At 38.6% G+C, this 21,076-nt stretch carries 19 protein-coding genes and 2 riboswitches; of the genes, 8 read left to right on the top strand and 11 right to left on the bottom strand.

Annotated elements, in window-relative coordinates; translation table 11 throughout:
• Positions 1 to 6 precede the first annotated feature (6 nt).
• Genes AC3WSO_RS15295 through AC3WSO_RS15340 form a run of 10 tightly spaced genes read right to left on the bottom strand, consistent with a single transcriptional unit; the run spans position 7 to position 9,294 of the window.
• The gene (locus tag AC3WSO_RS15295) at positions 7 to 1,128 is read right to left on the bottom strand and encodes a cobalt-precorrin 5A hydrolase (RefSeq protein ID WP_492531985.1); all 1,122 of its coding nucleotides are present in this window, start codon (positions 1,126 to 1,128) and stop codon (positions 7 to 9) included.
• The gene (gene cobM / locus AC3WSO_RS15300; protein WP_197143132.1) at positions 1,121 to 1,906 is read right to left on the bottom strand and encodes a precorrin-4 C(11)-methyltransferase; all 786 of its coding nucleotides are present in this window, start codon (positions 1,904 to 1,906) and stop codon (positions 1,121 to 1,123) included. Before cobM ends, AC3WSO_RS15295 begins: the two co-directional genes overlap by 8 nt.
• Positions 1,906 to 2,613: a precorrin-2 C(20)-methyltransferase gene (gene cobI, locus AC3WSO_RS15305; protein WP_079561987.1), complete on the bottom strand. Its 708-nt coding sequence runs from the start codon at positions 2,611 to 2,613 to the stop codon at positions 1,906 to 1,908. Before cobI ends, cobM begins: the two co-directional genes overlap by 1 nt.
• Positions 2,606 to 3,826 carry a precorrin-6y C5,15-methyltransferase (decarboxylating) subunit CbiE gene (gene cbiE / locus AC3WSO_RS15310; protein ID WP_492531987.1) on the bottom strand — a complete coding sequence of 407 codons (1,221 nt, stop codon included), beginning with the start codon at positions 3,824 to 3,826 and terminating at the stop codon, positions 2,606 to 2,608. The genes cobI and cbiE overlap by 8 nt, the downstream gene beginning before the upstream one ends.
• Positions 3,783 to 4,916, bottom strand: a complete 1,134-nt coding sequence (locus AC3WSO_RS15315) for a cobalt-precorrin-5B (C(1))-methyltransferase (RefSeq protein WP_492531989.1) — start codon at positions 4,914 to 4,916, stop codon at positions 3,783 to 3,785. The genes cbiE and AC3WSO_RS15315 overlap by 44 nt, the downstream gene beginning before the upstream one ends.
• Positions 4,916 to 5,575, bottom strand: coding sequence for a precorrin-8X methylmutase (locus AC3WSO_RS15320; protein WP_492531991.1), 660 nt, complete (start codon positions 5,573 to 5,575; stop codon positions 4,916 to 4,918). The genes AC3WSO_RS15315 and AC3WSO_RS15320 overlap by 1 nt, the downstream gene beginning before the upstream one ends.
• Before the next feature lie 12 nt (positions 5,576 to 5,587).
• Complete coding sequence (cobK, locus tag AC3WSO_RS15325) at positions 5,588 to 6,349, bottom strand: precorrin-6A reductase (protein ID WP_492531993.1); 762 nt, start codon at positions 6,347 to 6,349, stop codon at positions 5,588 to 5,590.
• The gene (locus tag AC3WSO_RS15330; protein WP_492531994.1) at positions 6,346 to 7,233 is read right to left on the bottom strand and encodes a sirohydrochlorin chelatase; all 888 of its coding nucleotides are present in this window, start codon (positions 7,231 to 7,233) and stop codon (positions 6,346 to 6,348) included. The genes cobK and AC3WSO_RS15330 overlap by 4 nt, the downstream gene beginning before the upstream one ends.
• 14 nt (positions 7,234 to 7,247) lie before the next feature.
• The gene (gene cobJ / locus AC3WSO_RS15335; RefSeq protein WP_492531996.1) at positions 7,248 to 8,918 is read right to left on the bottom strand and encodes a precorrin-3B C(17)-methyltransferase; all 1,671 of its coding nucleotides are present in this window, start codon (positions 8,916 to 8,918) and stop codon (positions 7,248 to 7,250) included.
• A 4-nt stretch (positions 8,919 to 8,922) separates the two neighbouring features.
• Positions 8,923 to 9,294: a (2Fe-2S) ferredoxin domain-containing protein gene (locus AC3WSO_RS15340; protein WP_079561980.1), complete on the bottom strand. Its 372-nt coding sequence runs from the start codon at positions 9,292 to 9,294 to the stop codon at positions 8,923 to 8,925.
• Between the two features lie 138 nt (positions 9,295 to 9,432).
• Positions 9,433 to 9,616: riboswitch (cobalamin riboswitch) on the bottom strand.
• A 226-nt stretch (positions 9,617 to 9,842) separates the two neighbouring features.
• Positions 9,843 to 10,027, top strand: a riboswitch (cobalamin riboswitch).
• A gap of 147 nt (positions 10,028 to 10,174) precedes the next feature.
• On the opposite strand from AC3WSO_RS15340, the gene AC3WSO_RS15345 reads away from it, so the two are divergent.
• The 5 genes from AC3WSO_RS15345 (at position 10,175) to AC3WSO_RS15365 (ending at position 16,567) form a co-directional block, all read left to right on the top strand.
• Positions 10,175 to 10,921 (top strand): energy-coupling factor ABC transporter permease, encoded by a 747-nt coding sequence (locus tag AC3WSO_RS15345; protein ID WP_492531998.1) that lies wholly within the window; start codon positions 10,175 to 10,177, stop codon positions 10,919 to 10,921.
• A gap of 1 nt (position 10,922) precedes the next feature.
• Positions 10,923 to 11,195 carry an energy-coupling factor ABC transporter substrate-binding protein gene (locus tag AC3WSO_RS15350; protein WP_079561978.1) on the top strand — a complete coding sequence of 91 codons (273 nt, stop codon included), beginning with the start codon at positions 10,923 to 10,925 and terminating at the stop codon, positions 11,193 to 11,195.
• 3 nt (positions 11,196 to 11,198) lie between these two features.
• Positions 11,199 to 11,969 (top strand): cobalt ECF transporter T component CbiQ, encoded by a 771-nt coding sequence (cbiQ, locus tag AC3WSO_RS15355; RefSeq protein WP_492532000.1) that lies wholly within the window; start codon positions 11,199 to 11,201, stop codon positions 11,967 to 11,969.
• Positions 11,969 to 12,805 (top strand): energy-coupling factor ABC transporter ATP-binding protein, encoded by an 837-nt coding sequence (locus AC3WSO_RS15360; protein ID WP_492532001.1) that lies wholly within the window; start codon positions 11,969 to 11,971, stop codon positions 12,803 to 12,805. The genes cbiQ and AC3WSO_RS15360 overlap by 1 nt, the downstream gene beginning before the upstream one ends.
• 261 nt (positions 12,806 to 13,066) lie before the next feature.
• Positions 13,067 to 16,567, top strand: coding sequence for a S8 family peptidase (locus AC3WSO_RS15365; protein WP_492532003.1), 3,501 nt, complete (start codon positions 13,067 to 13,069; stop codon positions 16,565 to 16,567).
• A gap of 277 nt (positions 16,568 to 16,844) precedes the next feature.
• Here AC3WSO_RS15365 and AC3WSO_RS15370 read toward each other — a convergent pair whose 3' ends face one another.
• Entirely contained in the window at positions 16,845 to 17,942 is a 1,098-nt protein-coding gene (locus AC3WSO_RS15370; protein WP_492532005.1) for a glycosyltransferase family 4 protein, read from the bottom strand.
• Between the two features lie 295 nt (positions 17,943 to 18,237).
• On the opposite strand from AC3WSO_RS15370, the gene AC3WSO_RS15375 reads away from it, so the two are divergent.
• Genes AC3WSO_RS15375 through AC3WSO_RS15385 form a run of 3 tightly spaced genes read left to right on the top strand, consistent with a single transcriptional unit; the run spans position 18,238 to position 20,760 of the window.
• Entirely contained in the window at positions 18,238 to 18,837 is a 600-nt protein-coding gene (locus AC3WSO_RS15375; RefSeq protein WP_492532007.1) for a glycosyltransferase family 2 protein, read from the top strand.
• Between the two features lie 43 nt (positions 18,838 to 18,880).
• Complete coding sequence (locus tag AC3WSO_RS15380; protein WP_492532009.1) at positions 18,881 to 19,909, top strand: polysaccharide biosynthesis protein; 1,029 nt, start codon at positions 18,881 to 18,883, stop codon at positions 19,907 to 19,909.
• The gene (locus tag AC3WSO_RS15385) at positions 19,906 to 20,760 is read left to right on the top strand and encodes an SDR family oxidoreductase (protein ID WP_492532010.1); all 855 of its coding nucleotides are present in this window, start codon (positions 19,906 to 19,908) and stop codon (positions 20,758 to 20,760) included. Before AC3WSO_RS15380 ends, AC3WSO_RS15385 begins: the two co-directional genes overlap by 4 nt.
• Positions 20,761 to 21,076 lie beyond the last annotated feature (316 nt).

Raw genomic sequence — 21,076 nt, forward strand, 5'->3', positions numbered from 1 at the left:
TCCTCCTTAAAATATTAATCTAGCAACAGAAATAGTAGCATTGCCTGATTTTTTCTTTTCTAGTACAAGCGACTCCACTTGCGTATAACGCATTGCAGCAGGCTCACTCACACCGTATGCTCCGGTATATTTAAAAACGGTTTCCGAAGGTGATGGGAAATCAATTTCATTTAATTCCGCCGGTGAATACGTAACAAATTCCCAATCGTATTTCTTCGTTATTTCAAGGAAGCATTGCTCGTCTTTCTTTAAATCAATCGTACATAACGCTTTGACACTTTTTTTCGAAAGCTTCAGCTCAGCAAGCGCTTCATCGATAACTTGCTCAATTTCTTCCACAGATGTCCCGCGATTACAGCCCATGCCAAGCACGACCGATTTCGGTCGATAAACTACACCATTTTCAAGGAGCACTTCTTCTTCTTGTTCAATGATGCGATCAGTAATGAGCAATGTCGCATGTGGTTTCGCTTCAATCGCTGCATTTGTTGTCGGATAAATTTTAATATGCTCTGGCATCGCTGTGTCACGCATCCACCAGTCACGTTCTCCCGTTTCCTGAACGATTGCAACATGCTCCTCGTTTACAACAGAGGCACTTACAGGTGTCAGTTTATCAGCACTATCCCATACCCAACCAAAACGTGCCCCAAATAAATCAACCGGTATCGTTTTTTGCACATCTGAAGCTGTCGTAATAATTGGATTTGCTCCAAGCGCTGCCGCAACTTCATGTGTTAACTCATTGGCGCCACCAAGATGTCCCGATAAAACGCTAATTACATTTTCACCACGGTCGTCAATTACCACTACGCCTGGATCTGTCTTTTTATCCTTTAAAATCGGTGCTATCATGCGGACAACTGCACCGAGTGAGATGATTAAAATTAAGCCTTTATATTGCTTAAAAAGAGTAGGGAGCAGTAAACGCACAGTACCTGTAAACATTTGAATATGCTTTTCTGCTTCATCCCCCTGCTCAAATTTGCTCATGTAATACAAGTCGCTCGCAGCAAATGTATGCTGCAAGCGACGTCCAATTTGAACACCATGCTTTGTAATGGCGACAACTGCATATGAATTTCGTTGGTCAACCTCTGGTAAGACGCCCTCTTGTAACTCAATCACTTGTCTTCACACCTTTTCTAAAGCCATGTGTGAAAGTAGCATCATATAATTTCGAACGATATTGATCTTTATCATGAATAGTTGGATCTAATGCCCATCCAGCTAAAATCATCGCATGCTTACGAATACCGTTCACACGCATTGCTTCATCCAGTTCAATTAATGTTGTACGTACGATTTTTTGATCTGGCCAAGAAGCTCGTTGAATAACAGCTACTGGTGTATCATCAGCCCAGCCAGCACTTTGTAATTCTTTTACTATTTTCTTTGTTAGCGTTGCGCTCAGGAATAATGCGATTGTACAGTGATGACTCGCTAAATCGCGTAGCTTTTCGAATTCTGGCACAGGTGTACGTCCTTCGGCACGCGTTAAAATAAGTGTTTGTGTTAAGTCAGGAATTGTTAATTCTGCCCCGATTGCCGCTGCAGAAGCGAAGACAGAGCTTACACCAGGAATAACCTCATAACCAATGCCTTCTTTTTTTAATAGAGCCACCTGCTCCATGATTGCGCCATACATAGCTGGGTCTCCCGTATGCATACGAGCTACTACTTTACCAGCGTTAACACGATCTACCATGACCGCTACCATTTCCTCTAAATGCATACCTGCTGTGCGAATAACCTCTGCATCTGGTCTTGCCTTTGCAATAAGGTCTTCATTCACTAAAGAATCTGTATACATAACAACGTCTGCTGTTTGTAGCATATGTAAGCCTTTAACTGTAATTAAATCTGGATCACCAGGACCAGCGCCGACAATATATATTTTCTTCATTATTTACGCACCACCATTAACGTTAAATATTCTAGATCGACACCGTCTAGTTCGCGTACATCCCAAATGATTTCCTCATCAGATGTTACCTTCGTTACGACTGATGCCTTATCAAGTAAGTCTAAATCACGTAGTACCTCAAGCATTAAATCAATAACCTTCGCTACTTTTATGAATACTACTGCATCGTGACTTTCAATCGCTTCACGCATAGCCTCATAGTCATCATGAGCAGGTACAATGGCAACACGGTCATCGCCATCTGCCAGCGCAATTCCAAGTCGTGATGCTGAACCGTTGAACGAAGAAATACCAGGAACTGTTCGAATTTCAACTTCAGGGTGCATATCCTGCATAAGCTTCATCATATGGATGAACGTACTATATAATAATGGGTCTCCTTCTGTTACGAATGCGACGTCCTTCCCTTCTTTTAATTTTTCATAGACAAGTTGAACTGATTTCGTCCATTCACGTTCTAATACAGCTTCATCCTTTGTCATTGGAAATACTAAGCCAAGCATATCCTTTTCTTCCGGGTTAATGTAGACATCTACGATACGATGTGCGTAGCTTTTACTGCCTTTTAGTTTTTTCGGATATGCGATAACAGGCGATTCCTGAATGACACGGAATGCCTTAACTGTAATTAACTCTGGATCGCCAGGACCTACGCCCAAGCCATATAAAATACCAAGATTACTCATGATTTTCTTCCTTTCGATATGCAGAAATAATGTAAATCGGATTTAATGGGACAAAACGTGTCATATCTAATATTGGTTTGCTGCGTGCAAGTTGCGCCTGCAATATATCAACGGCAAAGCCGCAAGATTTAAACGCTTCGACAGCCTTATATAAATTTTCAATAGTTGCAGCATTCAATACAATACGACCATTTGGCTTTATGCGTGAACAGCACAATTGTAAGAGCTCCACCATTTCTCCTCCTGTGCCGCCGATAAATATCGCATTCGGGTCAGGGAAGTTTTCAAGTCCTGCTGGCGCTTTACTATGAATAGCTGTAATATCTACACGAAACTTTTGCTGATTTTGCAAGCAATTGTCCAAATCAGGTGCGTTTTTTTCTATTGCAAATATTTGACCTTCTGGTGCAAGCTTACCGGCCTCAATAGCCATCGAACCAGTACATGTACCAACGTCCCAAATGATACTATCCTTTTGTAGCTGCATTGCTTGTAAACTTAAGACACGAATTTCTTTTTTCGTAATTAGACCTTTATCGGGCTTGCGCTGCGAAAATTCTTCATCATCAATACCGAGTGCATAGCGTTTCGGCACTGAAGTTTGCTGTAAAATGACTACATTTAAAGGAGAAAAATCAGCCATTTCTAATTCATCAAGCGAATACCAGCCGAATTTTTCATTTGTGCCCTGTAAATTTTCTGCCACAAATGCACGGTATTCTGTCATACCAAAATGCTTTAAATAACGTGCCAACTCATTTGGATTATTCTCTGCATCTGTTAGCAGTGCCACTTTCTTTTTACCATCAATACGTTGTGCTAATCCTTTCATCGAGCGCCCATGAATACTTGTGACATACGCGTCATGCCAGCTTTCTCCCATCTTAGAAAAAGCAAGCTGCACTGAGCTCATATATGGATAAACATCAATGTCTAGCTTTTTCGCTAAATACCCACCGATCCCGTAAAATAATGGATCTCCTGACGCTAAAATAACTGTATCTCTCGTTTCTGCAGACAATCTTTCAACTAGCGCTGAAAGACCACCTTTAATCAACATTTTTTCACCGGTGAAGTTCGGGAAAAATTCTAAAACACGCTCTCCACCAACAAGCACCTCACAGTCTTCAATCCACTGCACGTATTGCGGTAGTAAGCTTTCTTGTCCGTTATCCCCGATCCCAATCAATTTCATCGATTGATGCAATGTCATCAGCCCTTCCTAATAATTGTCCCTGCATCGAATAGATCGATGTGGAAAGCGTTAAACCGCCTCTAATGTGATGTATGGATGAATAGCAGCACGCCTCACATAAACGGTTGAAAAATGCATCATAACCTTTTCCCGCCATAATTTCACCAACTTGTGAAGCAGTGTTAGCCTCTTGTACCTCGGCTACGGTTTCTTTATCTGCCCCTATATCCACTGCTAATTGAGCTAAAAAATTAAAATCGATAGGAGCACTTTTGGAGTGCACCATCATGACACCTTGTGCCACTTTCGAGAATTTCCCCATCATCCCAACAAGCGATACTTTCTTCATACCAAGTCGCTTACAATGCTTTAATGTAAAGCCAACAAAATCGCCCATCTCAATGAACGCTTCCTCTGGCAAATCAGGGTATTGTGCCATTGCATACTTTTCACTGCGTCCACCTGTAGTGACAACTAAATGCTCACAACCAGCCTCTTTTGCAACACTAATCGCTTGGACGATACTGGCCATATACGCGGAACTCGAAAAAGGCACGACGGTTCCCCTTGTGCCTAAAATGGAGATGCCTCCAATAATACCAAGGCGCCCATTTAACGTTTTTTTAGCAATTTCCTCACCTTCAGGGACGGAAATAACTACGTTAACGCCTCGTTTAATTTGAAATTCATCAAGTACGCCTTGTACAGTACTATGAATCATCTTTCGTGGCACAGGATTGATGGCTGCTTCTCCGACAGGTACTGGTAAGCCGGGCTTTGTTACGCGCCCGACACCAATTCCACCGTCAAGATGAATACCTGGTAGATCCGCCCAGCTTACTGTGCCAACAATAAGTGCTTTATGGGTTGCATCTGGGTCATCACCAGCATCTTTAATCGTTTCACAGCTTACTGCATTGTTCTGAAATGTACATTTTTCTATTGTAAAAGTTGCATCTCGCCCAATCGGTAAATGAATGGTACTTGTTTCTTGCTCTTCCTTTGTAATTAAGGCGAGTAAAGCAGCCTTTGTTACTGCAGTTGCACAGGATCCCGTTGTATAACCGTGACGCATGTCTTTAGGATCTTTTTTAGGCTTCCGCTCCATTATTTTTTCGCCTGTTCATCCGCTAGAAGTGAGACTGCATTCAATGCGGCAACCGTCACTGTACTACCGCCTTTTCGGCCAACATTTGTAATGTATGGAATACCTTCTATTTTTAATAGTTCTTCCTTCGATTCAGCAGCAGAAACGAAGCCAACTGGCATGCCGATAATTAAATCTGGTTTCGCTAAACCTTCTTTAATTAAACGAATTAATTCAAGCAATGCTGTCGGCGCATTACCAATTGCGTAAATACCACCTTCATGTAATTTAGCAGCCTTTTGCATAGAGATAATCGCACGTGTTGTGTTTTGTTTTTTCGCTTCAACTGAAACGTCTTCATCTGCAATATAGCAGTGTAGATCGCCACCATGCTTTTGGAAGCGTTTTTTCCCTGAACCACTTTCAATCATTTGTACATCTGCAATGACATGGCGACCTGCAAGAATTGATTTAATACCCGCTTCAATCGCTCCTGGTGTAATAATTACGCTACGCCCTAGTTCAAAGTCAGCAGAAGCGTGAATGATGCGACGTACAACTTTCCACTCATCTTCTGAGAAATTATGCTCGCCCATTTCCTCTGCAATAATTGAGAAACTGTAATCGTAAATTTTATCTGGGTCTACTGTTAATGGTTTGAAATCTGTTTTAAAGTCCATCTGAATTGCCTCCTAAAATATGTTTTGTACAGCCTGTAATACATCTTTAAATGTAGAATATTGCTGTCCATATTTGATATTTGGTCTCGCGATTAAAATCGTTTCAATGCCACATGCAAGAGCTGCGTCCAGCTTTTCATCCACCGAGCCAACCTTGCCGCTTTCTTTCGTAATCATCAATGTCACATCATATTGACGAAACAGTGCTTCGTTTAATTCCTTTGAAAACGGACCTTGTATGGCAACAATATCTCTTTGTGCCACACCGAGTGCTTCGCATTTTTCCATATTATCGAGTCGAGGAAGCATGCGCGCGATCACTCGCGTATTTTCTAAGCCATGTAATACCTTTGTAAAGGTCGCTAGCGTTTTACTGCCTGTCGTTAGCATGATCACACCACGTTTTTCAGCTGCTAAGTGAGCAGCCTCCTCGTAATCTTTCACAACCGTAATAAGTGGATGTGCATAATGCTCGTGGGCACGTTCATAGCGAATATACGGTACATTTGCTTGCTCGGCTGCTGCCATCGCATTTTTTGAAGCTTCTTCAGCAAATGGATGAGAGGCATCTACAACTAATCGGTATCCTTGCTCCGTAATAATCGTCGCCATTTCTTCAGCCGTTAATCGACCGACCAAATGTGGTAGGTCCACTTCTGCAAGGCTTGAGGCTGCTGAATCAGTAACGACCGTTGCTGTCACAGCGTACCCTCCTGACTGTAATTCAAGTGCTAGACTCCTTGCGTCGCTCGTCCCCGCTAACATGAAGATCATTGCACTGGCTCCTCTTCATGATGATGATGATCATGATGGTGATGATCATGTTCATGGTGGTGATGATGATGCGCATGTCCATGAACCGCCGCATAAGCACGATAATTTTCTAAATCTTGCATACCTGTTGATGTACCATTCACAGCTTGTTCAATTCGCTCTAATAACACATTTTGTAAACGCTCATGATAGCCAAAATAATTGGCAATTTGAATATCACAGTCAGCATATTTTTCGTTAAATTGCTTACACATACCATTCATTCGTTCCATTAAGATACCAGTGAATAAAAAGTACGGTAGCATAATGATTTTTTTAGCACCTAGCTTCACACATCGCTCAATGCCTTCTTCAACACGAGGATCTGTAACCCCCATAAATGCGCTTTCTACATATTGAACCGGGAGTTTCTCCCATAACAGGCGTGTAATTTTATAAAAATCACCATTTGCATATGGGTCACTGCCGCCTCGTGCAATTAATAAAACCGCAGTATCCTTATGTTCTTCTTCAGCATTAAAGCCGATTTCTGTTAAACGATCTTCTAAAATCGCAAATATTTCTTCATGGATACCGATTGTTTGACCATATGTGAACGTAATATTTGGATAATGCTCACGCGCATGTTCGATTTCTGCTGGAATATGCATTTTTGAATGTCCAGCATGAAGTAGAATAATCGGAATAACATGCACTTCTGTAGCGCCCTTCTTCACACAGTTAGTAATACCTTCTTCAATATTCGGCGAGGCAAACTCTAAAAAACATGTTTCTACTAAAAAATTCTCATCAATACGAGGTTTCATTTGCTCGATGAACGTGCGTACCTCTTCATTTCCTGCTTCTAAACGGCTCCCGTGGCCGACAAATAAAATTGCTTTCATCTCATTACCCCTCACTAGTCGCCGCATGGAGCTGGCTCAACTTTTATTTTTGAAGACATATCCTGATACGTAAAATGTAGGATCTTTTTCACACGCTTGAAGTATTTAAACAAACGTTCATTTGGATGTGCATTTGCTTTATATTCTTCGATAATGTCGGTAATAAGCGGTATTAGCTGTTCAGGCTCTAATCCCTCAACAACAGGCTGAGCCGCATGTGCTGTCCGACCAACAGGCTTGGCACCAATAAAAACATCGAATTTACTTTTACGATAAACAATGCCAATATCATCAAATACGGCTCGATAACACGCCATACCACAACCATTAAAGCCAATATTCAATGTTTTCGGTAACGACATGCCACCAAGCTTCTCTTGAATCTCTTCCGCATATGGAATCGAATCGGTTTTTTCTCCGTAACAGAAATCACAAGCCTTTAACGAAAGTACGTCACCAATTGGTGTTAGTAAAAAGCCCACTTCACGAAGCTTTGCTGTAATCTCTCCTGGCTCAGACGTAGGAATTTTTAAATGAATTTGGTGGTCTGGTGTATACTCCATCGTTCCTTCCTCACCAACTACCTCAGCTAATGTCATCATTTGTTGAGGAGTAAAGAACTTATTGGCTACCCCAGGACTAACAGCTAATTCAAAAACAGATTCGATTTTTTGTTGAACGAGCTTAGGTGTTACTTTCACAGCGCTAGTTCCCTTCACCTTTGCCAGAGCTGCTGTTGCCATTTCAAGCGATGACTTTTTAGGCTTTGGTTGTGGTGTTATAGCTAAACTGGGCTTTATACGATTGGCATTCGGATCGGTTGCAAAATCATTTCGCGCTGCCCCAGTTTCTTGATTCATTGCCCATGGTTCATTTTCTTCCTTCAGTCGTTGATGTGGTCGTAACGGTTGTTTTTCTTCTCCAAGTGTATATTTACGCTGATAACCACGTGGTGTAATCATTTTATTGTCATAGAAAAATGTTGTTGAATTCCCGATAATAACTGTTGTTAACATGCCGATATCATGTTCAAGCATTTCTGCTAAAGTCGTCATCGTAATTTCCTGACGGTCACGATACGCGCTTTTCACAAGTCCAACTGGTGTATCTGGCGAACGATATTCTAATAAAATTCGTTGAGCCTCTACGATTTGTCTCGTACGTCGTCCACTTTTAGGGTTATAAAGTGCAATAACAAAATCTGCCATTGCCGCTGCTTCTACCCGCTTAGCAATTAAATTCCAAGGTGTTAAATGATCACTTAAACTAATGGTACAAGCGTCGTGCATAATAGGAGCACCTAGTAAACTTGCACACGAATTAATAGCAGAAATACCTGGAACAATTTCTACTTCGATACCAGTGGCTTCTGTCCAGCCTAGCTCGATTAATACTTCATAGACTAATCCTGCCATCCCATAAACACCGGCATCACCGCTAGAAATAACCGATACGATACTTCCAGCCTCTGCTTGACGTACCGCTTCCTGTGCACGTGAAACTTCCTCTGTCATACCAGTACTAATAATCGACTTTGCACTAACTAAATCTTGAATAAGCTCAACATAGGTTTTATAACCAATAATCATATGACTTTGTTGTAGTGCCTCTACAGCACGAGTCGTAATATGTTTAAAGTCTCCAGGGCCAAAGCCAACTACGAAAATCTTACCTTTTTGCGCCATTTTGTTACCCCTCTTTCACTTTTTCAATACCTTTAATGGCTGTTGTTTGTGCTGTACGCTGTAAAGATCCTTCACGTAAAGTAAAGACATGCTCATTATGTAAAGATTCATGATTTAAATCTTGTACGAGTGCCTTCGCATGCTCTGTTGTCGGCACACGGTACCAATTTCCTTGAGGATATGCAATGACAACACAAGCATCCTTACACCTACCATTACAGCGAGTCCTTGTCGTATGTATTTCCTTATCAAGTTCCAGTACTTGTATTTCATCACGAATTGCCTGAGTAATGTCCTCAGCATCTTTTTTCATACAGCTACTACCATTGCAAATAAAAAGATGTGTTTTCATTCCCTCTAAATTCCAAGTTGTCATCGTTTTTCTCCCCTCATTTGCTTTTAGGAAAAAGAAAAACCTTTACTCTAGACGAAGAGTAAAGGTTTAGTAGAAGCCAAATAAAAACGAATATATACAGGTACTCGCTCTCGCTTCAACTTCTCCCTCCGAAAAGTTTGCATGCATCATCACATAAGCAGGTTTCCTGACTTAAGCTTCCTTTTACTTTCGCGCCTTCCTAGTTCTCACTAGTGGCATCCGCGATTTCATCAGCTATTACAGTAGCGGGGGCTGTATCGGATTCTCACCGATTTCCCTATTATCTTGAAAATATTCAAGCACTTATGGATGTTTTATATGAAATTATTATTTTTTATAAAATTAAAAACTGTTTCTATCATAGCTTATTTTTTTAAAATTTCAATATTTCTTTCTAAATTTGTGACATTTTCAGTAATTTTTTAATGAAAAATATGACATTCCTTTTCTGTTTATCTGAATTTTCGACATAGACACTCAATTAAAAATTTTTACTTGAAAAGTATAGCATTTATATGGAAAATTATGTTACACTTTGGCATGAAATCACAATTTCATCTTTTTTCGGTGTGAATTGTTCATCAATTCGCTTAAAAGGGAAGCCGGTTTAATTCCGGCGCGGTCCCGCCACTGTAATAGGGAGTTTTATAGATTATGCCACTGTCCAAGGGATGGGAAGGCCTATAAAACGTTGAGCTAAAGCCAGGAGACCTGCCGAAAAATATGTGATCGTTTGAACCTACGAGGATAGGTGTGCGGCTGAGCAAATTAGAATTTTATTTGCATTTTTAGCTATGCACTTTTCCACAATTGGAGAAGTGCTTTTTTGTTTTCGCATCGCATACTAATTCGAACTATTTTAATGTGAGGAGGAGAGGTTTTGAAATTCTCAGGTTGGAAGCTTAGTTATTTCTTATTAGCATTTTTATTCGTGCCAGATCGTGCATTTGCGATGCACATTATGGAGGGCTATTTGCCAATTGAATGGGCGATTTTTTGGTGGGTCTTATCCATTCCATTTATTATTTTAGGATTACGTTCTATTCGTAAAACCATTGATGAAAATCCTGAAACAAAAATGATTTTAGGTCTATCGGGTGCCTTTGCCTTTGTGCTATCAGCTTTAAAAATCCCTTCTGTAACAGGAAGTTGTTCACATCCGACAGGAGTTGGCCTTGGAACAGTTCTTTTTGGACCATTAGTGATGAGTGTTATCGGGACAATCGTATTATTATTTCAATCTCTACTTTTAGCACACGGCGGGCTGACAACTTTAGGTGCTAATGCCTTTTCTATGGCAATTGCTGGTCCTATTATTGCTTATTACGTTTTCCATGGCTCTCAAAAAATGGGACTATCTTTTTCCATCGCCGTCTTTTTAGCAGCAATGCTTGGTGACTTAGGTACATATATTGTCACTTCTGTACAATTAGCTCTTGCCTTCCCTTCTGAGGTTGGAGGCTTTATGGCTTCATTCACAAAGTTTGCTAGCATTTTTGCGTTCACGCAAATTCCTCTTGCTGTTAGTGAAGGTATTTTAACAGTGATCGTTATGAATTTCTTGAAAAAATACAATGTGAGTGAATTAAAAGCTTTACGCGTTTTCTCGGCAAAGGAGGCTCACTAACATGAAAAAAAATTTACTGCTATTAGCAATTGTTGTGTTGTTAGCAATCATACCCCTCTTCATTCAAAAAGGCGCAGATTTTGAAGGTGCTGATGGCGAAGCGGAGGCAGCAATTGGTGAAATAGATGCTAACTACGAGCCTTGGTTTGAAAGCTTATGGGAGCCACCAAGTGGTGAAATAGAAAGCTTATTATTCGCACTCCAAGCTGCTATTGGCGCCGGATTTATTGGCTATTTCATCGGCTTAATGCGCGGTAAACATAAAGAGGGTTAAGCGATGTTACTCATTGATAAGTATGCTTATATGAATAAACTAGCGTCTGTTCATCCGCTAGAAAAAATGACGTTTTCCCTTGGACTGCTTTTATTGTCGCTTATCATGAGAGATGAACGAATCTCACTCATTACTTTTATTGTGATGAGTGCTTTTATCATTTTAGGTGCGAAAATCCCAGCTAAATATTACGCAAAATTACTATTGCTACCCGGATTTTTTTTACTTTCGAGTCTAGCATCCATTTTAATTTCTATAGCGCCATCAACAAGCACGCTTCCTCCAATTATTTGGTCATTTTCTATTCATCATTGGAAAATATTTATTGGCAGTGCGAGCTTAGTGACAGCGCAACAACTTTTTTTCATCGTCCTTGGCAGTATAAGCTGTTTGTATTTTTTAATTCTTACGACATCAGTCCAGTCTATTTGTTATGTCCTGCGACAGTGGCGACTCCCTACCCTATTCGTAGAGCTAGTAGAACTAACGTATCGATTTATTTTTATCTTTTTAGATAGTATGCAAAAAATTCATCTTGCTCAGCAGGCTCGTCTAGGGTACAGCTCTCCTATGCAATGGCTTCGCTCGGTCTCTATACTGATTGCTGCTTTATTTGTCGAGATGTTCCAACGCAGTCGTGAGCTAAACAATGCGATGGAAGCGCGTGGTGGTGAAACTGTCTATTGGCAAGATGATATTATCTATAACAAGAAAAATTGGGTAGGTATTGCTGCTATTTTTATACTCCTCATCATTTATGGAGGTCTTTTCTGATGACTGATTTATACTTTGACTTAACACATTTATCCTACGCTTATGCAGATGGAACTCATGCCTTAACAGATATTACACTTCAAATTCCAAAGGGGAAAAAAATCGTTTTACTTGGTCATAATGGTGCTGGAAAATCAACGTTATTTCAGCATTTAAATGGTATTTTGAAGCCTACCTCTGGAAGTATATCCTTTTGTGGCAATGAACTGAACTATAGTAGAAAAGCATTAAAAGAATTACGCCAACAGGTTGGTATTGTTTTTCAGGATGCAGACAACCAGCTTTTTTCTGGCACAGTTAAGCAGGATATTGCATTTGGTCCTTTGAATCTTGGCTGGACAGCAGAAAAAATTGAAGAGAAAATTGCGTGGGCTGTCGCTCAAACCGAAGTCGATGCATTGCTAGATAAACCGATCCATTTTTTAAGTGTTGGACAGAAAAAACGTGTCGCGATGGCAGGAGTACTTGCAATGGAACCTTCCGTTTTATTATTAGATGAACCGACAGCTGGACTAGATAATTATTATAGCGCACAAGTTTTACAGTATTTAGCTACGCTAGAGAACGGTGAACGAACAATTTTACTAGCTACGCATGATATTCCATTAGCCTATGAATGGGCAGATCAAATAGTTGTGATGGAAGCTGGAAGAATTATTTATAATGGGGATCCAGTTGAAATGTTCTTCCAAGAGGACTTGCTTGAAAGAGCCCATCTTGAACGCCCATGGGTCTTTGAAATAGCCATTGCCTTACAAAAGAAAAATTTATTTGAGAAAAATATTAAAATGCCTCGTTCGAAGAAAGATTTACACAGATTTATTGAGCAGCTTTAAGACAATTTGTCCATAGTTGGTACTCTTCCATTGTGGTTGAATCCCACTACTACTCCAATCTCACAAATCGAGTAAATTTTACCCTTGGTCCTGGGAGGATTTTCGACCTCCCTTCTACATATTTTTATAACGGCTTTGAATATGGTAAAATATAGAATGGTTCTTTTGGAAAAATATATACTTATTACGAAACTTTTCTATCACTCATACGTAATAGTATAGATGTCACAAATATTTGGAACACTCAAGGAGGGAAAACAGTTGAAAAACTGGAAGAAAAAATCAGTTGCTTTAGTAGCATCTGCAGCACTAATGGTTCCTGCTACTTCTGCCTTTGCAGAAGCACCGCAAAAAACAGCAAAGAATCAAGAGTTAGTGAAAGTAGCTAGCAATAAGGATCAATCATCTAAGAATCAAAAAGAATGGGTTAGTCAGGATACTATTATCGTCAAACATTCCGGTCTTGATAAGAATGTGCACAAAAAAATTGGCGCAAAAGTGATTCGCTCTATTCCTTCATTAGGATACGATGTTATCCAAATTAACAAGGGAACAAATTTAGAAAAAGCAGTTTCATATTATGCGAAGCAAAAAGGGGTTAAAAGTGTATCTCCAAGCTATGTGTATCATTCCTTTGGTACAGAAGTAGATCCAAAGAAACAGGATATGTACCATTTGAGTTTACTTCAAATTGATAAAGCACTAGAATTAGCAGGCAAAAATGATGTAAAAGTAGCCGTTATCGATTCTGGTGTAGATTTTAAACATCCCGATTTAAAATCTCAAGTGCTCCCACCATATAATGCTGCAGCACCAGCCAATACTTCTTATCCTGGTGATCATGGAACGCATGTAGCAGGAATTATTGGCGCTGCAAAAGATAATGGTATTGGAGGACATGGGATTAATCCAAATGCCAAGCTTCTTCCAATCGATGTATTCAACGGAAAAGATGGTGCTAATGATTTCGTCATTGCACAAGGAATCCTTTACGCGATTGAGCAAGGCGCTGATGTTATCAATATGAGCCTTGGCGGTTATGGTGAATCTCCATTAATGAAGGAAGCCGTTCAGAAAGCAATCGATAAAGGCGTTACCATTGTAGCTGCTGCTGGAAATGAATCGACAGATAATTACTCCTTCCCTGCTTCTTACGAAGGCGTTATTAGTGTAGGTTCAACAAATGAAAGAAACAAACTATCAAGCTATTCAAATTATGGTCCATCAGTTGACCTAGTTGCTCCAGGTGAAGAAGTATACAGTACAGTTCATGATGAGAAAAAAGGAGCATCATTTGTAAAATTTAGTGGAACATCGATGGCATCTCCTGTTGTTGCAGGTGTGGCATCCCTACTAAAATCAAAATATCCAGATTTAAAGCCACATGAAATAGAAGCTATTCTCGAAATGACCGCAAAGGATTTAGGTGATAAGGGCTTTGATCTTACTTATGGTCATGGTCTTGTAGATCCTGTAAAAGCATTACAGTTTAATATTAAAAATCTACCAAAACAGTATTCAGAAACAAAAGAAGAGCGTATGAAAAACGCAAAAGCTCTTAAAAAAGATACACTTAATACTGAAAAAGGTGAATTCAAGCAACCAGACGAAAAGAAATGGTACAAGGTTGATTTAGAAGCAAATGAACATGCTCAATTGACATTAAAAGGTGCAAACAAATACGATTATGCATTTGATTTATACTTCTACCCTGAAGGAAGCACCGAAGAGGTAGAACCAATTAACGTTAATGATGTTCGGGTAGGTAAGCAAGAAGGATACCTATATAAAGCAGATCAAAAGGGAACTCTTCTTATTGGAGTTAAAGATCATAATGGCAGCTATAGCTCAAAGGGCGAGTCTAACTACGTCTTCACAGCTCAAACAACTAAAAAATTACCAGTTGATCCATTAGATATGGAACATATGGAGAAGATTCAAAAATTCCCATTCAGTACTGCGGGAAAAAACTATACCCTACTCTCTGAAGATCACCTAGGTGATAAAGATTATTTTACATTTTCAGTGAATGAACCAACGACACTGAAATTTGATTTAACTGGTACTCCAGGTGTTACTGCTTCCATGGAGCTTTATCTAAAAGAAGACTTAGTTAATGTGCCGACAGAGGAAGACGATGCTGAAGGTTTATATGAGGCATATCCAATCCGAGCATCATATGGTGCGGATAAAGGCGATGGCCTAAGCTTGGTTATCGATGCTATGCCTGAAGAAGAGTATGTAATTAGCGTTTCTAATGTAAACAGTACCAATTTTTCACTTGATATGTTCTTTAGCGGCGGTATTGAAACTGAGCAAACTGTTAGTGAATCAATCATTCCTTACACATTAAAAGGTGAAGTCATTAGCCTTCCTAAAGACGAAGACGGTCTTCCATTAAACGAAGGAATGCTAGAAAATAACAATGTCCAAACGGATATTTTACCTTTAACTGAATATAAAGCTAAAAAACGTAATCAATTAAATGATTTTATGAACATATTCATGAATCCAGATGCTATGGGACAACCAGAAGACGTTGACCAAATTATGAACCAAGCGATTCGTTTTGATATTGGTCAAGATCAAAAAGCTTACTTCCAAACAGAAGACGATCAAGATTACTTCACATTTACAACTAAAGAAGATGCCGTTTACGGTTTCAAAATTCAAAAAGGTATGAACCAATCACCAGCTGGTACTATATTTGAATATGATGAGGAAGCAAATGAATTAATCCCAGTTACTTCATTAAGTAATGATATGGGATTACTCAGTCTACTTTTTGGATCAACAAGTGATCCAAACGATGCTAAAACAGTTGCATTGAAAAAGGACAAAACATATGTTGTAAAAGTAGAAAATATTGGTGAACGTTCTTCTGAACCATATACACTTAAAACAAGTAAAATGGCAGCTATTCCAGAAGACGATAAAAGAAATAATAATACACCATTAGCAGCTCAAACGATTCGACCAAATACAACTTATAAAAATCATCTCATCTATCAAGATGATACTGATTTCTACTATTATAAACAAAAGGGCAAAGATGAAGTCATGAGTCTTCTCGTTTCTTCTATACCATTTACAAATGAAGAGCTAGATCAATTACCTAAAGAGCTTCAAAAAGACTTAAAGTTTACAGGCTCCATTATTGAAGATACAAATGGTAATATGGATATTGATCCAAAAGAAATGGCAACAGAAATTCAATTTGGACAAGGTGAAAACCTCCTTGAAATACTACTGGGCCTTGGAGGAACAACAGATGTAAATACTTCTTTTAAAGCTAAAAAAGATCACGGGTATTTTATAGTTATTAACGGAAATAATGTTGGAGAATTATCCATCCAACCATATAATTTAACTTTGTTTGATCATAAAAGAGTAGATGAAGATGCAGATTCTAAGTTAGTTAACGGTATACCGACAAAACCAACAACACTTACGAAAAAAGACGATAAATGGGTAGCTACTCAATATCTAAATGCTGGTGTTCCATTTGGTGATAAGGACTATTTTGAATTCAAAAACGACAGCAAACGCAATGTGTTCTTCTCTCTTGAAACAGAAAAAGCACTAGATGGTGTCATCCGTATCATCGATGCAAAAGGAAAAACAGTAGAAACTTTAGATCTTTATGGAACTGGAGATGCTGAAGTAGGTACAATCGAACTGGATAAAGGAACTTTCTATATTGAAGTAAGTGATTCTTACGGCAGAGCAAGTACACAACCTTATACGCTTGAAATAAAATAAGAACTAACATCTCCTTGGACTAAAAAAATGAATCTAATCGAAGGATAGTATTTTCAGCTGAAGGTCGATAACAGAACAATCCCCTAGATGTGAAAAATCTAGGGGATTTTTTATTGATTTTACATATTGTCTGTTGCCGTTTGCAACGTTACATAACGAGCATGCTACTGCTCACAATATTGAAAGACCTTAGCATTAATACTTTGCCCACCTTGGCCTCTAACATCAGCCTTAACTTTTAAAAAACACTCCTCTTATTCGAGTAAATATATACACTTTAATTTGACTTTTCATTTAAATATTCGGCTACCTTTTGTACAATATGTTTCCAATTTAATTCCTCTCTTGCAAAAGCTTGAAGGTGTTCGCAAGTATCAGCCAATAAATCTTCCTGTTTCGTTACCTGCTGCAATGTCCGCCCAACACTTTGCCAATCATGTGTCGGATGAATTGTCCCGAAGCGCTGATTATGGGTAATATCTGTAGCCCCATCGACATCAGTCGTAACAATATAACAACCATTCTTTGCGGCTTCAGCAAATACATGTGCGTAACATTCTACGACAGAGGTAAGGCAAAAAATTTTAGCCTTTCTATACTCCTCCTCCAATCGGACCTTATCATAAATCGGTCCCAACATAATGACCTGTGCTGCGAATGGATTTCCATCTAGCACGTTCAACAGCTCCTGTCTAAACGCCTCTGACATTGGACCTATTAACCGAAACTCCCATTCTGCAAGCTGTGCTTCTAAAAATGCTTTTACCGCTAGAAGAATTTGTTTTTCAGGAGCATCTAAACGACCTACCGTTACTATTCTATTTTCTTTCTCTTTAAACGGAACTGGCTCTGTTTGAAACAGTTCATAAAAGCCATTAGGAATATGTTTAATATCCAAATTCAAAAAATCATGAATAGAGCTTTGAATGGATTCACATTCAGACGAAAGCACATCACAAAGCTGGAGTAACTCCGTAAAATACGGATAAGTTTTTAATCGACTTAACCAAAACCGATTAACATCTAATTTCATATAAATTTTTCCGTTTGGATTAAATTTTTTATAAGTTTTTAAGATCGATAAATACGATGGATAAGGCCCTATCGCAAATGCAATATCGATGTCCGCCGCATGTTCTATTAAATAACTATTCATATTAACAACATAGTCATCCTCAAAAGGAATATGTTGAAAAGTGACAGAAGGAAAGGTTTGTTTCAATAATGCTTCATTCATTTCAGTCGTTAAAATTGTGACATCATAGCCTAAGTATTCACCCAACAAAATAGGAACAAGGCATAAATCTTTGAAAATATGTGCGTCGGAGAGCTTATATGATTCCACACTACATATGAAGGCTATCTTTTTTGACATAACATCCCCCTTTTTTAAATGAAGCGTTTCATTAAATTATGATTTCTTGTTCAATAATGTGAAAAGATTAGTATAAGTCCCATTATCACACTAGTAAAATCACCTTATTTTAAAATACTTATCTCTCTTTTAAATAACTAACGAATGTAAGCAATTGCCTACAGAACCACTCTCGCAACGCATATTGTAATAAAGAATCCTTTATGTCAATCAAAGTAAACAGAATAGAATTTATAAAACTTCTACTTACGCCTAATGAACATTTCTACTAACAATAAAAGAATCGAGGTTTTATATGAAAATTAGTTTTTTATCACCAGCCTACAATAGTGAAGAGTGGATATTGACATTGTTAGAAAGTATTCCTAAAGAATATGCCTATGAAATTATCGTTTGCGATGACGGCTCAACCGATAATACGTTAGCTCTTTTAGAGGACTATCAAAAAAACTGTCCAGCCTTAAAAATAATTACCCATCCAACTAATTTAGGTGCTAGTGTAGCCTATAATCGATGTATCGCAGAAGCTACTGGTGATTATGTAGCTATCATAGATAGTGATGATCACTACTTACCCGCTATTCGAAACGTCTTAGCACAAGTAGATGGTCAGTTTGATATTTACTACTACAACATGTTAACGAAGGCAGGCTATGCATTTATCAAAGATGAATCAAACCGATACACATTACCTGGACAATTTAAAATTATTCGAAGAAGTTTTATAGGTGATGCAACCTTTACCATAAGAAAAGACATTGCCGGGGATTGGGATTTTAATTGTGCATTAATGGATAAAAACCCGACAAGTAAATATACAAATGAATTGGCGTACTGGTATAACTTCCCAAGGGAAAATTCTGAATATGATTTACATCGAAGAGGATTAAAATAACGCCCTTATTTCCATGCATGCAGGAGGTGTAATTAATAATACAATGTTTAAAGATAAAGTTCTTCTCATTACTGGTGGCACCGGCTCTTTTGGTAATGCAGTATTAAAGAGGTTTTTAAATACCGACATTAAGGAAATACGCATCTTTTCAAGAGATGAGAAAAAGCAAGATGATATGCGTAAACTCTATCAACATCCGAAAATCAAATTTTTTATAGGCGATGTACGTGACATCCAAAGCATTCATAATGCAATGTATGATGTCGATTTTGTTTTCCATGCAGCCGCTCTTAAGCAAGTCCCCTCTTGCGAATTTTTTCCACTAGAAGCAGTTAAGACGAACATCCTAGGCACTGATAATGTTTTAACCGCGGCTATTCAAGCAGGTGTAAAAAAAATTATTTGCCTTTCTACTGATAAGGCTGCTTATCCAGTAAATGCAATGGGAATTTCGAAGGCGATGATGGAAAAAACCTTTATTGCTAAGTCTAGAATGGTTCATCCAGAGAAAACATTAATTTGCGGAACACGATACGGAAATGTCATGGCTTCAAGGGGCTCTGTTATTCCTTTATTTATCGAACAAATTAAAGCTGGCAAGCCGTTAACGATTACCGATCCTAAAATGACACGCTTTATGATGAGTCTTGATGAGGCGATAGAGTTAGTTTTATACGCCTTCTCACACGCTGACAACGGGGACATTATGGTGCAAAAATCACCAGCTGCTTATATTGAGGATTTAGCACAGGCATTACTAGAAATTTTTCAAGCTCAAAATAAAATACAAACTATCGGGACACGGCATGGCGAAAAAATTTACGAAGTGTTATTAACAAAGGAAGAAGCTGCGAAGGCCATTGATATGGGGAATTTTTATAGAATCCCTGCAGATAACCGTGATTTAAATTATGGAAAATATCTTGATGAGGGCTCTCCTAAAATTACGTTGACCGACGAATACAACTCTACTAATACGAAAATACTTTCCGTCGCTGAAATAAAAGAAAAATTATTAAAACTTCCACTCATTCAAGAAGAATTACAAAATTGGATGGGAGGAAAACCTTGAAATTTTTAGTACTTGGAGCTACTGGAATGGCTGGTCACACAATTTCACTCTATTTGTACGCCCAGGGTCATGATGTAACAACCTATTCGCGATCAGCCTTTTCATGCGGAAATAATATTATGGGAGATATTACAGATACAAATTTTTTAAAATCACTAATTTTAGATCACGACTATGATGTTGTAGTCAATTGTATCGGTGTATTAAATGACGCATGTGAAACAGACCGCGGGAAAAGTGTATATCTCAATAGTTATTTGCCTCATGCCATTGAGTCTTTATTAACAAACAGTAACACTAAGCTTATTCATTTAAGTACAGATTGTGTATTCTCAGGAAAAGCCGCTCCCTATCATGAAAAAAGCCTTCGCGATGGGGAAACCTTTTACGATCGTACGAAGGGACTAGGAGAGATCGAAAGCACTCAACATCTAACGTTTCGTAATTCTATCATCGGTCCTGATCTGAAGGAGGATGGCATTGGCCTTTTTAATTGGTTTATGAAACAACATAGTACTATTCGCGGCTATACTGGTGCAATATGGACCGGAGTTACAACCCTAACATTAGCTAAAGCAATTGAACGTGCATCACTTGAAGGTACAACGGGCCTCTACCACCTCGTCAACAATAGCAGTATTTCAAAATTTGAGTTACTGCAATTATTCAATACGCATTTCAAAGAAAATAAAGGTATGATCCAACCATATCCCCTCGTAAACATTGATAAAACACTAGTCAACACAAGAAAAGACTTTTCATTTACCGTACCGAGCTATGAAGAAATGATCCTTGAGATGAGAAACTGGATATGGCAGCATAAAAATTTGTATCCCCATTATTTTAAATGAGTTTGGAGGTTCAGTATGCTTAAAAGAAAGTTCGGTGACCGTTCTGAATGGCCACGAGTTATCGAAAGAAAGTATAGTCAATCATACCTTGACACTAGAGTATTCAAGGGTTTTAAACTTTATTAAAAACAGTCCTAGTTACTGAACCTTTATTCGTGAATTATGAAGAGAAAAACCTATGTATGGTTGATAACGGCTATGTATGGTTACAACGATATTTCCTCTTAAAAAACCATTCTGTAACTACTATGTTTAATGCTAACGGAGAAAATAATTCAATGGTATATCGATATATGCCATAAAAACTCAATAGAAG

The organism is Lysinibacillus sp. EB106-09-02-XG168 (assembly GCF_058791475.1).

What these genes read in the sequence shown, in the direction of transcription:
- cobJ (WP_492531996.1), bottom strand. Translation starts at nt 8,918, where the DNA reads ATGGCGCAAAAAGGTAAGATTTTCGTAGTTGGCTTTGGCCCTGGAGAC.
- cbiQ (WP_492532000.1), top strand. Translation starts at nt 11,199, where the DNA reads ATGTTACTCATTGATAAGTATGCTTATATGAATAAACTAGCGTCTGTT.
- AC3WSO_RS15320 (WP_492531991.1), bottom strand. Translation starts at nt 5,575, where the DNA reads ATGGACTTTAAAACAGATTTCAAACCATTAACAGTAGACCCAGATAAA.
- cobI (WP_079561987.1), bottom strand. Translation starts at nt 2,613, where the DNA reads ATGAGTAATCTTGGTATTTTATATGGCTTGGGCGTAGGTCCTGGCGAT.
- AC3WSO_RS15330 (WP_492531994.1), bottom strand. Translation starts at nt 7,233, where the DNA reads ATGAAAGCAATTTTATTTGTCGGCCACGGGAGCCGTTTAGAAGCAGGA.
- AC3WSO_RS15360 (WP_492532001.1), top strand. Translation starts at nt 11,969, where the DNA reads ATGACTGATTTATACTTTGACTTAACACATTTATCCTACGCTTATGCA.
- AC3WSO_RS15350 (WP_079561978.1), top strand. Translation starts at nt 10,923, where the DNA reads ATGAAAAAAAATTTACTGCTATTAGCAATTGTTGTGTTGTTAGCAATC.
- cobM (WP_197143132.1), bottom strand. Translation starts at nt 1,906, where the DNA reads ATGAAGAAAATATATATTGTCGGCGCTGGTCCTGGTGATCCAGATTTA.
- cobK (WP_492531993.1), bottom strand. Translation starts at nt 6,349, where the DNA reads ATGATCTTCATGTTAGCGGGGACGAGCGACGCAAGGAGTCTAGCACTT.
- AC3WSO_RS15315 (WP_492531989.1), bottom strand. Translation starts at nt 4,916, where the DNA reads ATGGAGCGGAAGCCTAAAAAAGATCCTAAAGACATGCGTCACGGTTAT.
- AC3WSO_RS15380 (WP_492532009.1), top strand. Translation starts at nt 18,881, where the DNA reads ATGTTTAAAGATAAAGTTCTTCTCATTACTGGTGGCACCGGCTCTTTT.
- cbiE (WP_492531987.1), bottom strand. Translation starts at nt 3,826, where the DNA reads ATGACATTGCATCAATCGATGAAATTGATTGGGATCGGGGATAACGGA.
- AC3WSO_RS15375 (WP_492532007.1), top strand. Translation starts at nt 18,238, where the DNA reads ATGAAAATTAGTTTTTTATCACCAGCCTACAATAGTGAAGAGTGGATA.
- AC3WSO_RS15370 (WP_492532005.1), bottom strand. Translation starts at nt 17,942, where the DNA reads ATGTCAAAAAAGATAGCCTTCATATGTAGTGTGGAATCATATAAGCTC.
- AC3WSO_RS15340 (WP_079561980.1), bottom strand. Translation starts at nt 9,294, where the DNA reads ATGACAACTTGGAATTTAGAGGGAATGAAAACACATCTTTTTATTTGC.